Origin of the sequence: Pseudomonas sp. SJZ074 (assembly GCF_007828215.1) — a bacterium.
In the GTDB taxonomy this organism is placed as follows: Bacteria; Pseudomonadota; Gammaproteobacteria; order Pseudomonadales; family Pseudomonadaceae; genus Aquipseudomonas.
Genome location: NZ_VIUE01000027.1, coordinates 65821 through 78020, shown reverse-complemented (window position 1 = coordinate 78020; position 12200 = coordinate 65821). Strand labels below are relative to the sequence as shown.

11 protein-coding genes are annotated in these 12200 nt (G+C 63.0%); 7 read left to right on the top strand and 4 right to left on the bottom strand.

Annotated features, from left to right (window positions below):
* Positions 1-2264, bottom strand: a 2264-nt coding sequence (locus tag FBX99_RS23305; protein WP_145133064.1) for a DUF6531 domain-containing protein, incomplete at its 3' end; no start/stop codon positions are given.
* 288 nt (positions 2265-2552) lie between these two features.
* Between FBX99_RS23305 and FBX99_RS23300 the strand changes: the two genes are divergently transcribed.
* From FBX99_RS23300 to FBX99_RS23275, 6 genes are read left to right on the top strand one after another with little or no spacing between them, the layout of a single operon-like run.
* The gene (locus FBX99_RS23300) at positions 2553-3176 is read left to right on the top strand and encodes a CDP-alcohol phosphatidyltransferase family protein (RefSeq protein WP_144930565.1); all 624 of its coding nucleotides are present in this window, start codon (positions 2553-2555) and stop codon (positions 3174-3176) included.
* 10 nt (positions 3177-3186) lie between these two features.
* A complete protein-coding gene (locus FBX99_RS23295) occupies positions 3187-4944 on the top strand; it encodes a bifunctional alpha/beta hydrolase/class I SAM-dependent methyltransferase (protein ID WP_144930564.1) in 1758 nt (585 codons plus the stop codon).
* Positions 4944-6281, top strand: coding sequence for a phosphatase PAP2/dual specificity phosphatase family protein (locus tag FBX99_RS23290; RefSeq protein WP_145133062.1), 1338 nt, complete (start codon positions 4944-4946; stop codon positions 6279-6281). Before FBX99_RS23295 ends, FBX99_RS23290 begins: the two co-directional genes overlap by 1 nt.
* On the top strand, positions 6271-6726 hold the full coding sequence (locus tag FBX99_RS23285; RefSeq protein ID WP_145133060.1) for a hypothetical protein: 456 nt from the start codon (positions 6271-6273) through the stop codon (positions 6724-6726). The genes FBX99_RS23290 and FBX99_RS23285 overlap by 11 nt, the downstream gene beginning before the upstream one ends.
* 9 nt (positions 6727-6735) lie before the next feature.
* Entirely contained in the window at positions 6736-7356 is a 621-nt protein-coding gene (locus FBX99_RS23280) for a 1-acyl-sn-glycerol-3-phosphate acyltransferase (RefSeq protein ID WP_047702737.1), read from the top strand.
* Entirely contained in the window at positions 7356-8288 is a 933-nt protein-coding gene (locus tag FBX99_RS23275) for a phosphatidate cytidylyltransferase (RefSeq protein ID WP_047702738.1), read from the top strand. The genes FBX99_RS23280 and FBX99_RS23275 overlap by 1 nt, the downstream gene beginning before the upstream one ends.
* A gap of 60 nt (positions 8289-8348) precedes the next feature.
* Here FBX99_RS23275 and FBX99_RS23270 read toward each other — a convergent pair whose 3' ends face one another.
* Positions 8349-9239 carry an MBL fold metallo-hydrolase gene (locus FBX99_RS23270; RefSeq protein WP_144930561.1) on the bottom strand — a complete coding sequence of 297 codons (891 nt, stop codon included), beginning with the start codon at positions 9237-9239 and terminating at the stop codon, positions 8349-8351.
* 269 nt (positions 9240-9508) lie between these two features.
* Between FBX99_RS23270 and FBX99_RS23265 the strand changes: the two genes are divergently transcribed.
* The gene (locus FBX99_RS23265; RefSeq protein WP_144930560.1) at positions 9509-9748 is read left to right on the top strand and encodes a type II toxin-antitoxin system RelB/DinJ family antitoxin; all 240 of its coding nucleotides are present in this window, start codon (positions 9509-9511) and stop codon (positions 9746-9748) included.
* Here the strand turns inward: FBX99_RS23265 and FBX99_RS23260 are convergent.
* Positions 9735-10577, bottom strand: coding sequence for a YfaP family protein (locus tag FBX99_RS23260; RefSeq protein WP_144930559.1), 843 nt, complete (start codon positions 10575-10577; stop codon positions 9735-9737). The genes FBX99_RS23265 and FBX99_RS23260 overlap by 14 nt on opposite strands.
* A 3-nt stretch (positions 10578-10580) precedes the next feature.
* Positions 10581-12200 (bottom strand): DUF2300 domain-containing protein, encoded by a 1620-nt coding sequence (locus tag FBX99_RS23255; protein WP_144930558.1) that lies wholly within the window; start codon positions 12198-12200, stop codon positions 10581-10583.

The window sequence follows — 12200 nt, the reverse complement described above, 5'->3', positions numbered from 1 at the left end:
TGTTCGGCAATCAGCCGGCCCTGTGCGTCGTAGGCCTTGAGGTGTTCGCCACCGTCGGGCTCGACCTTGCGCACCAGCCGCGCCCGGTCGTCGTGAACATAGGTCTCTTCGCTGCCGTCGAGGTGCCGGACCGTGACGCTGCCGTCCTCGCCCCAGCTGTAATGCGTGTCCATCTGCGCGAACGAGGCCCAGTGCCGCACGCAGCGGGCCGCCTGCCCGGTGCCCTGCCATTCCCAGAAAAAGCTTGCGCCGCCGGCCAGTTGCCGCTGGAGGATGACGTGCCCGTCGTCGTAGTCGTAGCGCTCGCTTTCGCCGGCGGCGTTGGTCGCTTCGATCAGCCGCGAGCGCGCGTCGTAGCGATAGGTCGCCAGGGTCTGTTCGGTGCGCCAGGCCTCGTCCAGGGTGGGCGCCGGATGGAAGCTCTGGTAGTCGAGGGCGATGAGGTGGCGCTGATCGTAGCGCAGCTGCAGGGCGCGCCCGGCCCCGTTGTCCAGGCGGCTGATGTCGCCATGGATGTTGCGCTGGATCGTCAGGCGGTTGTCATAGCGGTCGCTGAGGGCGGTCAGATAACCGTCGCGAAAGTGTAGGAAAGGTGCGTTTTCGCCGGGTTGGGCGATGATCAGTTCGTCCGGCTCGACCCCCAGGTAGATCGCCGCCCGGGCCAGGCTGTTGTGGATGGCCGGGCGCTGGGCGTGGGGCAGCGGAAAGGTGGTGCGGCGGTTTTCCTGGTCGATCCAGATGACCTGTTCGCCTTCAAGCTGCAGGCGATGCGCCAGGGCATGGCTCCAGCCGCGCCCCAGCCCCACGTCCTGGTCCGCCGCGCTGCTGCGGTACAGGCGGGTGAAGACGAAGGGCAACCGGCCATCGAGCGTGCCGTCGTCCAGGGTCAGCAGTTCTTCGCCGGTGACCATCGACACCGGGCAGCCGTCGGTGCGGGTCAGGGCCGCGCTGTCGGCGCTGTCGCCATTGGGGTTTTTCGGTTGGGCCGGGGCGTCGTCGTGGGGTTCGTGCTTGCTCAGCCGGGTAGCACTTTGAGACTTTTCCCGCGCCACAGCGGCGGGATTGCTGACCGACAAGGACGGCCCATGCTCAGGCGTAATCTGCAACGAGCGGACAGGAGTCGGTTTCAATGACGCGCCCTGGGCGCTGACCAACACCGGTTTCAACACATCGGCATGCTGGTTGAGCCGGTCAGGGGCGAATTGGCCCAGCCGTTGGCTCGACGCCCGCAACCACTCCCGTGCTCGCCCGGACTGGAGCTGGTCCAGCACTTTGCCACTTATGCGCACGCCCAGGCCGAGGGCGCCGGTCAAGCGGATCAGCAGGAAATTGATCAGCACCGAGGCCCGTATCTGTCCAACGACTTCGGCCAGGTACTGGGGCGGCAGCATCCGCAACCAACTGGCGAATGCGGCCATGTGCACGAAGAGCAACGGCTCGTCGCTCAGCACCATCAGCCCCTTGGCAATCGCCTCGGATGAAGCTTTGAGCAACTGGTCGAGCTCGGCCTGGGTCAGATACTCCAACAGCTTCTCGCTATTGGCTTGCAGGTCCGCCAGCAGTTCGAAGACCTGCTTGACGTCATTCCACAGCGCTTGCAGGGCGTTTTCGAGTCCGCGCCAGTCGGCCTGCTGCAACAGGTTGTAGCGTTCGCGAAACCCGGCGTCGGAAAACTCCGCCCAGAGCGGTTGAAACTGGGTTTCCCATTCCTCTTTCAGCCAGCCCTCAAGCTCGCCAATCACCCCCTGATAAGACGCGTACAGCGCCTTGACGTGATCCGCGGTGACCTCGGGGAAGAAGCTGATGCGATAGCGGCGCCCCCGCCAGCATTCGGGGATTTCCAGGATGCCGCTGGGGCCGATGGTGTAATGGAGCGGCTCGCCGAAAGTTTCCTTGCCCGGTTCACCGTCGATGACCGGCTCCAACATCACCGGCGTGTTGCCGATCGGCACGAAGCGCGCCGCCTGAAACAGGTGCACCAGCGTCAGTGGGCCGCTCGCCGGACACGTCGCCATGATGGCGATGAAGGGCTCATTCAGATTTTTCGGCGCCGCGAGGGCCACTTCGTTGCCGACCTTGAAAACCTGTTCGGTGTCCAGCGCCCAGCCGGTCCAGAAGCTCTGTGCCCAACTGTCGTAGTCGTTCAGGCAGTTGCGAAAATCCGCCAGTACCGTTGCCGCATCGGGCTGATCGGGGTCCATGGCCGCCACCACCAACGAGCCGATGGCGTTGTTCAGGCGCAGGAGTTTGTCAGGGGCAAACATGCAGGGATCTCGCGGTACAGGGACGGACGCGAGACTTTGCCGGGGCGAGCTGGAGAAATAAGTCAGGGAAGGAGGTAATGGATGTAGGGCGATTCGTTAAATCCAGTCGCGACGCCATCGCGAGCAGGCTCGCTCCCACATTTTTGAATGATGTCCATCGCAGGCTGATTCAGCGCGAGATGTAGACCGAAGCTCATTCCCAACAAATAACCACCAGCAAACCCTCAACCTATCGTAATCTCGCTGCTGAATCCTTTATGCCCGCAACCGGCCCGAGATCTCGCCCCGATGCCCTCCATCTACCAACTCAAACCCGCCTTCCAGAATCTGCTGCGTCCTACCGTGCAACGGCTCTACGACAAGGGCGTCACCGCCAACCAGGTGACCCTGCTCGCAGGCATCATTTCCGTGCTGGTGGGTGCGGTGATCGCCTGGTTCGCCAGTCATCCGTGGGTGTTTGTGCTGGTGCCGGTCTGGATGTTCCTGCGCATGGCCTTGAATGCCGTGGACGGCATGCTGGCGCGGGAGTTCGGCCAGCAATCGCATCTGGGTGCCTACCTGAATGAGCTATGCGATATCATCGCCGACGCGGCCCTGATCCTTCCCTTTGCCTTGATTCCTGATGCCAGTCTGTTGCTCGTGTTGTTGGTCACGCTGTTGGCGTTGTTCAGCGAATACGCGGGTGTGCTGGGGGCGATGGTCGGGGCTTCGCGGCGCTATGACGGCCCCATGGGCAAGAGTGACCGGGCCTTTGTATGTGGCGTGTTGGCGACCGGTATTGCCTTGGGTTGGTTCGGGGCGCTGTGGGTCGATGGTGTGATGGCGGTGGTTGCCGCCCTGCTGGTTTATACCTTGGTCAACCGGGTCCGTCATGGCCTGGACCAAGTGAAGGAAAACGCTCCCTCAGCATAAGGAAGTCGCAATGCGCGAAGCTCAAGACCGGACATTCACCACTTTTGATGGCGTGGAGTTGTTCTACCGGCACTGGCCGGCCGTGGCCGCGGCCCCGGGCGAACCCCGCAAGGCCGTGTTGCTGTTTCACCGAGGTCATGAGCATTCCGGGCGCATCGCACATCTGGTGGATGAGCTGGATCTGCCCGGCTTCGACTTCTTTGCCTGGGACGCCCGCGGCCACGGCCAGTCTCCCGGTGAACGCGGTGACAGCCCGAGTTTCGCCACCAGCGCGCGGGACGTGCAGACCTTCTGCGACCACATCGGCGCGACGCATCAGATCGATGAGCAGAACATCGCCGTGGTGGCGCAAAGCGTCGGCGCGGTGATCGCGTCCACCTGGGTCCACGATTATGCGCCGCGCATTCGCTCACTGGTGCTGGCGTCGCCGGCGTTCAAGGTGAAACTGTACGTGCCGTTCGCCCGCCCGGGCCTGGCGCTGATGCGCAAGTTTCGCGGCAACTTTTTCGTCAACAGCTACGTCAAGGCCAAGTTCCTCAGCCATGATCCGGAACGGGTGGCGTCCTATGACAACGATCCGCTGATCACCAAGGCGATTTCGGTGAATGTGCTGCTGGGCCTGTATGAAGCCGCCGACCGCGTGGTCGCCGATGCCCAGGCGATCCAGGTGCCGACGCAGTTGCTGATCTCCGGCTCCGACTTTGTGGTGCATCGCAAACCCCAGGAGCAGTTCTTCGAGCGGCTGGGCAGCCTGCACAAGGAAAAACACATCCTGCCGGGGTTCTTCCACGACACCCTGGGCGAGAAGAACCGCGCGCCGGCCATTGCCAGCGCACGCCGTTTCATTCTGCAGAATTTCGCCCGTCCGCTGGACCGCCCTTCCTTACTGGATGCGGACCGCATTGGCGCGACCTGCGCCGAGTCCGAAGCCCTGGCCACGCCCCTGCCCCACAACTCGTTGCGCGACCTGTACTGGCGCATGACCCGCGCCAGCATGCGCTTGGGCAGCAAGTTGTCGGCCGGGGTGAAGCTGGGTTTCGACACTGGCTTCGATTCCGGTAGCACCCTGGATTACGTCTACCGCAACCGCCCCACCGGCACTTCGCCGATTGGCAAGATGATCGACCAGAACTACCTGAACTCCATCGGCTGGCGAGGCATCCGCCAGCGCAAGCTGAACGTCGAGGAGTTGCTGCGCCTGGCGATGGGCAAGTTGCGCGAAGAGAACCGCGAGGTGCGCATCGTCGACATCGCCGCCGGGCACGGCCGCTACATACTCGAGGCGCTGCACGGCGTTAATCCACTGCCCGAGTCGATCCTGCTGCGCGACTACAGCGATATCAACGTGCGCGACGGCAGCGCGCTGATCGCCGAAAAAGGCCTGGAGGACATCGCCCGGTTCGTCAAAGGCGACGCCTTCAACCGCCAGGACCTCGCGGCGCTTACGCCCAAGCCAACCCTCGCCGTGGTGTCCGGCCTGTACGAATTGTTTGCCGATAACCAGATGGTCGGCGGTTCGCTCGCCGGCCTGGCCGAAGCGGTGGAGCCCGGCGGTTACCTGGTGTACACCGGCCAGCCATGGCACCCGCAACTGGAACTGATCGCCCGCGCCCTCACCAGCCACCGCGCCGGCCAGGCCTGGGTGATGCGTCGGCGCAGCCAGGCCGAAATGGATCAATTGGTCGAGGCGGCGGGCTTTCGCAAGATCACCCTGCGCGTCGATGAGTGGGGCATCTTCAGCGTGTCGCTGGCGCAGCGCGTGCAGTGATGAGCGCCGTCATCGCCCCGCCCCGCGAACCTGCCCTGCTGAAACCGGCGGTGTGCTGGCTGCTGTTGCTCGCGCCGTTGTTCTTCAGCACCTACGGTTTCGCCACGTGGGTGACGTCCCAGCGCGACGACGTCGGCAGCCTAGTGTTCGGCTGGGAAAGCCACATGCCGTTCATGGCCTGGACCATCGTGCCCTACTGGTCGATCGATCTGCTTTACGGCCTGTCGCTGTTGCTGCCCACCAGCCGCGCCGAACTCAAGCGCCACGCCTTGCGTCTGCTCACCGCCCAGGCGATTGCGGTCAGTTGCTTCCTGATCTGGCCACTGCGCTTCACCTTTCCCCGACCGGAAATGGACGGAGTGTTTGGCTGGCTGTTCGACGTCCTCGTAGGCTTCGACAAACCGTTCAACCAGGCGCCGTCGCTGCATATCGCGCTGCTGGTGATTCTCTGGATCTGCTACCAGCGACACCTGCAGGGTGCCTGGCGCTGGTTGATGCACGGTTGGTTCGCGTTGATCGGCGTATCGGTGTTGACCACTTACCAGCATCACTTTGTCGACGTACCGACCGGCGCACTGGCCGGCTGGCTGTGTGTCTGGTTGTGGCCGCTGGACCGGCCGAGCCCGCTACTCAGTGCCCGCCTGACGCCTGATCGCAGCCGTCTGCAATTGGCCCTGCGCTATGGCGTGGGTGCGGCGGCGCTGTTCGTCCCGGCATTCGCCTTTCGCGGCGCGTGGCTCTGGTTGATCTGGCCGGCGGTGGCGGTATCGTTGGTGGCGCTCAACTATCTGCTGTTCGATGCCGGCGGCTTTCAGAAGCGTGCCGATGGCCAACTGAGCCCGGCGGTGCGCTGGTTGTTGGCGCCGTATCTCGCCGCTGCCTGGATCAACTCTCGCTGGTGGACGCGCAAGCATCCGCAGCCGGATCACGTGACCGATAACGTCTGGCTGGGGCGCATTCCCACCCCGCTGGAGTTGAAGGACAGCGCGTTTACCGGGGTGCTCGACCTCTGTGCCGAAATGTCCATGGACAGCAGCGCGATTGCCTATCGCTCGTTGCCAGTGCTCGATCTCACGGCACCGACCAGCGAGCAATGCCTGCAGGCGGCGCAAGCGATTGAAAAACTGCGCCAGCAAGGGCCGGTGCTGGTCTGCTGCGCCTTGGGTTATTCGCGCAGCGCCACCGCGGTGATCGCCTGGCTGTTGCACAGTGGCCGGGCGGCCAGTGTCGACGCTGCGATTGTGCAACTCCAGCGCGTCCGCCCTCATATTGTTTTACATCAGGCGCACCGTCAGGCGCTGGAGCCATTGCGCAAAGGCCATCGCCATGAGCAGTGACATGCAGCTGCACACTGTGGCGAGCCTGTTGCGCCGGGGCCATTCGCTGGACCAGTTTTCCACCGGGTTGACCCTGCTGGCGGCGCTGCTGGGGTTGGGTCAATGGCTGGTGGGCAATGTCGATCCCTGGTTGCTGCTGTTCAGCGTCGTGCTGTTCAGCCTCGGCGTGTTGCAAAAATACTGGGCGTTGCGCGTGGCGTTCGACGCCGATCTGTTCCAGCGCGTGGCGGACGGTATCCAGCCATTGGCCGAGCGGACCCAGGCACTGGATCAGGCACTGAGTACGCTTGGCCTGCAACCGCCCGAACGCAGTGGCCGCCCCTGGAGCGAACGCAGCCACGGCGCCTTGCGGCTGCTGCGCAGGCAGTCGCTGTTGTTGGCCGCACAAATCGTCTTGACGCTGGGCTTCATCCTGGCCAGCCCTTGGTTAGCTTTTTCAGGATAAGGAATCCTCATGCTCGAACCCGTGGTCGCCAATCTCATCACCTCCGCCGCCCGCATGGTCACGGGCGCCCGCAGCCTGTGGCTCGGCAGTGCGCCGCGACCGGTGCAGCGGATCTACTTCGCCAACCACAGCAGCCACGGTGATTTCGTGCTGCTCTGGGCCTCGCTGCCACCGGCATTGCGCAAGCTCACCCGGCCCGTGGCGGGTTCCGATTATTGGCAAAAGAGCCCGGTGCGTCGCTACATCATCAACCGGGTGTTCAACGGCGTGCTGGTGGATCGGGAGCGCAAGGACCCGTCCTATAACCCTCTGCAGCCGATGCTCGAAGCCCTGGAGAACGGTGACTCGCTGATCATCTTTCCGGAAGGCACGCGCAACCCCGATGAAGGATTGCTGCCGTTCAAGAGCGGGATCTATCACTTGATGAAGAGTCATCCCGAGGTCGAGGTGATCCCGGTGTGGATCGCCAACCTCAACCGCGTCATGCCCAAGGGCCGCGTGCTGCCCCTGCCGCTGTTGTGCACCACCAGTTTCGGCGCGCCGTTGTGTATCGAAGACGGTGAAAGCAAAGAGCATTTTCTTGAACGCAGCCGCGCCGCGCTGCTGGCACTGGCCCCGGAGCACGTCTGATGGATCGATATACCCTCATGTTGTTTGGCGGGATTGGCGCAATTCTGGTGCTGGCTTCGCTGATCGGTTTCATTCTCAAGCTGAAGACCAAAGGCACGCCGAACTCAGTCATCGACAACCTCAATGCGCGGATCAACGCTTGGTGGATCATGGTGCTGGTGATTGGCATTGCGTTCTGGCTCGGCAATGCGGCGGTGATCCTGTTGTTCTACGCCGTGTCGTTCTATGCCCTGCGGGAATTCCTGACCCTCACACCGACCCGGCGCAGTGATTATCCAGCGTTGGTGGCCGCGTTCTACCTGGCACTGCCGCTGCAATACCTGCTGATCTACTACGACTGGTACGGACTGTTTTCGATCTTTATCCCGGTGTATGTGTTCCTGCTGTTGCCGATCCTGGCGTCCCTGGGGGGCGACAGTACGCACTTCCTGGAGCGTGCTTCCAAGGTGCAGTGGGGATTGATGATTGCGGTGTTCTGCATCTCCTTCGTCCCGGCCTTGCTGACCCTGGACATCGCCGGTTTTGAAGGACGCAACCTGCTGTTGATCGCTTACCTGGTGATCGTGGTGCAACTGTCGGATGTGCTGCAGTACGTGTGCGGCAAGCTGTTCGGCAAACACAAGATCGCGCCGAACCTGTCGCCGTCGAAAACCGTCGAGGGTTTTGCCGGCGGTATTTTCCTGGCTTCGCTGATCGGTGGTGCGCTGTGGTGGATCACGCCGTTCAACCCTTGGCAATCATTCCTCATCGCCTTGCTGATCAACCTGCTGGGCTTTGCCGGCGGCATCGTCATGTCGGCAATCAAGCGCGACCGGGGCGTCAAGGATTGGGGGCACATGATCGAAGGCCATGGCGGCATGCTCGATCGGTTGGACTCGGTATGCTTCGCCGCGCCGATCTTCTTCCATCTGGTGCGGTACTGGTGGACCTGAAAAAAAGCCCACTTGAAGTGGGCAAAGGGAAAACGAGTGTTACGTCACGCCGGAAAAGCATCAGGTCGACTGCTTACCGGTGGCTGGGGGCATAGCGGTGCAATCGCCTCGGACTTTGCGCGCCCGGGCCAGGGCGCGCTCCCATTCCCGAGAGTCGTGGCTGCAAAAGATATCCACGGGTTGATGGTCCCGGGACAAGGCCAGTTCCCGCAAACGTCCCTGGTTATGCAGGCGCGCCGGACGATGGGTGTCCATCATGTACTGATAAAGCTTCAGGCCCGGTGGGCAATGGGGCTCGGGCTGGTGGACTTCATCGTGAAAGAAGTACGCATCGCCGGCGTGTAGCATCCAGCCGTCCGGGGTGCGCAGGGCGATTCCGGCGTGACCGGCGGTGTGGCCCTGTAGCGGCACCAGGAAAATATCTTCTTCCTCGGCACCGATCAGTGCACGCACCGAGTCGAAGCCGAACCAGGTATCGCCTTCGGTGGTGTAGAACTCCCAACTGTCTACCCCCTGCCACTGGCGGGCCTGGAACCGACGCCGACTGATCCAGGTATTTGCAGAGCGGGCCACCGCCATCTCATCGCGCATCACATGCACCCGGGCCTGGGGGAAATCCTGCAGCCCACCAGCATGATCGAAATCCAGGTGGGTCAGCAGGATATGGCGCACATCGTGGGCATCGAAACCCAAGCGCCGGACTTGCTCCAGGGCCGTGAGGCGATGTTCGAACTTGATGTTGTTGAAGACACGAAAGAACCGGCTCAGCCGCTCCGGCGTCTGGACATCCCGCTGGCCGAAACCGGTGTCCACCAGGATCAACCCGTTGGTATCGGTTTCAATCAACAGGCAATGACACACCAGACACGCCGTCAGCCCCCCGCTATACCCATCGAACAAAGCCCCACCCACCGGGCACATGCAACCGCAGTTCAGGTGATGGACACGCATGGATGGCCTCCTGTCGCGGGGGGGTGGGCTTGTCCCGTTTTATGAATGGGCTCTTTGAAATCGACTGGAAGTCAGGGGGAGAATTCAGGGAAAGCGACAAGCGGCGGACCGCAAGCTGAAAAACCTGTGGTGCCTAGTGCAAAACCTGTGGAGAGGGAGCTTGCTCTCGCCACATTTCTGTACGTGGCAGAGCGATGGTGCAAATCGACAGTTGCCGAGTGGGCCATGCAATCGCTAACTTAACCTGAAATATCATTACAGGCCTCGCAATGCCTTCCATCAGTTTTCATATCGACGATGACCTCAAACACCGGTCATTTGCCGAGCTGAAGAAGCTCGGCATTACTCCATCCGAACTGATGCGTCAGGCCCTCCAATACGTCGCAGAACGAGGAACGCTACCGTTCGACGAAGAGGACGAAGTGCTCTTTGAAAAGGCTAAAAATCGTCTAGCTGCCCCTCAGCGAGTGAAGGTCAGCTTGGACGATTCCGATTTCACGGATAGCTAAAGCTCTTCACCAACGTCAGCTCCCCCACCGCCCGCATCGGCACGACAAACGTTTCCATCTTCTCGCTCGGAGTGCCTTCCTCGGTGATCACGGTGACTTGCGCCGTGGTCAGCGCTTGCACAGCGTCCTGCCCGCCGCTGCTTTCCCCGTCGCCTTCCTCGTCATCCGGAACGCTGCGATAACCGCCGCCGTAGTAGTTCAGATAGACCTGGTATTGCCCTTTGATCGGTGCGGGCATGGCGAAGATTTCCGGGCCGTAGCCGGTGGTGACGTCGACGTCGAGGACCGCGCCGTTGGGGGCGACGCGGTCGCCGTACCAGATGTGGGCGCCGTCCGGGGTGATGACGTGCAGGTCCAGGTCGGTGCCGTCGCTGTCCCAGGTCAGCAGCACCCGCAGCTTGGCCGGGGTGGCGCCGCCGCTGGTGTTGAGGAACTGGGTGCGGTGACGATGCTGGCCGTCGGGGCTGCGCACCTCGACGCTGTTGCTGCCGTTGGGGAACGAGAACGGCCGGTCGAAGCGACCTTCCTCATCGAGCTTCAGCGGCAGGGCCACACCGTTGACGATGAGCTTGCCCGGCTCGTTGTTGTCCTTGGGCATGGCCTTGATCTGGCCGGTGATGCGCGCGGTGTTGGCCTGGCCCTGGGGCGTGTTGACCGACGAGGCCGGATAATTGACGGTCTGGCTGAAGTTTTCGCCTTCGCCGCCCGGCGCCCCGCTGCGCCACCCACCAATCGGAGTGTCGAGTTTGATCCCATCGGCGGCAATGGCCAGGGGCAACGCGGTCATGGCGCAGAGCAACAGCAAGACCTGTGGATAACGGAGTGTCATGGTCTATTCCAGCAAGAGGTGACGGGCGAGCCCTTCGATATAGTCTTCGTCCTGGCCGTTGGGGTGAGCTTCAAAGGCCAGGTGCAAATATTCGTGTGTCAGGTCGAGACGGTCCTGCAGCGACAGCACACCACGGACGTAGATGCGCTGGCGTTCGCGGTCGACGTAAGGCCGGCCGAAAGCGACGCGGCACACCGCGAATGAGCTGATTTCGTTGTAGCCCACTTCGCTTTCCAGCCTGGAGCGCCAGCCTCGACGCTGCTTGAGCAGCCAGTCCTGGGCGGCCGGCAGCGCTTCGCAGGACGCCACGGGGTTGTCCCAGCGGCTGAGACTGGCACGCGGATAGGCATGCAACAGGATGGCGTCGTAGCGTTGGCCGGCGTTGGCTTGTTCCACGGCTTGCAGCCAGGACAGTTTGTCCGGGCCGGGTTGGTCGGAGTGGTAGGTGACATCGGTGCCGGCCAGGACCAGATCGCTCGTCCAGGCCGCAATGGCACGGGTTTGCGCTGCCGCCGGGCGGGGGGCGACGCGCTGGCGATGGCTGCTGTCGTCGATGCTCAGGCAATCGCCGTTGCGTTGGGCGTTTTGCAGCAGATAGGTGCGGATCGCCACGGCCAGGGCCTTGGCTGCTTCGGCGGGTTCGGCCTTGGCCTCGCGTTGCAGGACCCGGGCGACGTATTCCTCCCGATCCAGCCGCGCCACCAGTTTGCCGGGCGTCAGGAACAGTTCGCCATCGCTGTGAATATCCAGTTGGTTGCCATTGGTGAACTCGACGCGGTAATCGCCGCGCAACTGGCCCAGCGAGGCTGGCTGGTTGCCCGACATGACCTGCTGCAACGGATAACGGGCAAACAACCCCACTTCCACGCAACGCCCTGTCTCGGCCGGCCAGTGGGTCGGCAGCGCCGTGGCCAGTCCATCACCGAACACCTTCAGGACCTGCTGGCTGGTGCCGCGCCCACCGGCCCATACGGGCGTGCCATCGGCCAGCCAACCGGCGAAGCCGCCCTGGCGCGACGACGGTCCCTGGTCGCCCAGCCAGCTCCAGGTCTTGACCCGCAAACGGCTGCCCAGTTGCCCCACGAGGCGACCATCCGCCGCATTGAGCGCCACGTCCAGCAGCACCCGGCGGGCCTGGTCCTGGGCCGGCAGCGTCGCCAATGCCTTGAGCAATTGCGCGACGGGAACCTGTTTTTGCGGTTGCAGGGTCGGCAGGTCGAGCAGCCACGCCGGCGCCTGACGGGCCTGCCAGTAGTCGCGCCAACCGGCGGCCGAAAGCCCGAGCCGCTGCGGTTCGAAATACAAGCCGCAGGACTTCACCAGTGCCTGATCGCGACCAATACTTTTCCCGGCGCTGCAGCAGTAAACCTCTTCTTTCGACTCCCCGCGGCATTCATACACCGGTTCGTGGGCGCCGGTGTCCACCAGCCACGCGTAGACGAACAACTTCCACAGACTGCCCAGCGGTGTCTGCAGGGAATCGGGCAATGGCTGGCGATCCAGCACCTGGGTCTGGCTCACCCGCAACAACTGGCCGTCGAAGGCCAGGCGCAACGGCTCGTCCTGCGCCGTCGCCAGCGCAGGAATCAAGCACAACAGCCACCCAACCCACCGCTTGCGCAT

What these genes read in the sequence shown, in the direction of transcription:
- FBX99_RS23300 (WP_144930565.1), top strand. Translation starts at nt 2,553, where the DNA reads ATGCCCTCCATCTACCAACTCAAACCCGCCTTCCAGAATCTGCTGCGT.
- FBX99_RS23295 (WP_144930564.1), top strand. Translation starts at nt 3,187, where the DNA reads ATGCGCGAAGCTCAAGACCGGACATTCACCACTTTTGATGGCGTGGAG.
- FBX99_RS23290 (WP_145133062.1), top strand. Translation starts at nt 4,944, where the DNA reads ATGAGCGCCGTCATCGCCCCGCCCCGCGAACCTGCCCTGCTGAAACCG.
- FBX99_RS23285 (WP_145133060.1), top strand. Translation starts at nt 6,271, where the DNA reads ATGAGCAGTGACATGCAGCTGCACACTGTGGCGAGCCTGTTGCGCCGG.
- FBX99_RS23280 (WP_047702737.1), top strand. Translation starts at nt 6,736, where the DNA reads ATGCTCGAACCCGTGGTCGCCAATCTCATCACCTCCGCCGCCCGCATG.
- FBX99_RS23275 (WP_047702738.1), top strand. Translation starts at nt 7,356, where the DNA reads ATGGATCGATATACCCTCATGTTGTTTGGCGGGATTGGCGCAATTCTG.
- FBX99_RS23270 (WP_144930561.1), bottom strand. Translation starts at nt 9,239, where the DNA reads ATGCGTGTCCATCACCTGAACTGCGGTTGCATGTGCCCGGTGGGTGGG.
- FBX99_RS23265 (WP_144930560.1), top strand. Translation starts at nt 9,509, where the DNA reads ATGCCTTCCATCAGTTTTCATATCGACGATGACCTCAAACACCGGTCA.
- FBX99_RS23260 (WP_144930559.1), bottom strand. Translation starts at nt 10,577, where the DNA reads ATGACACTCCGTTATCCACAGGTCTTGCTGTTGCTCTGCGCCATGACC.
- FBX99_RS23255 (WP_144930558.1), bottom strand. Translation starts at nt 12,200, where the DNA reads ATGCGCAAGCGGTGGGTTGGGTGGCTGTTGTGCTTGATTCCTGCGCTG.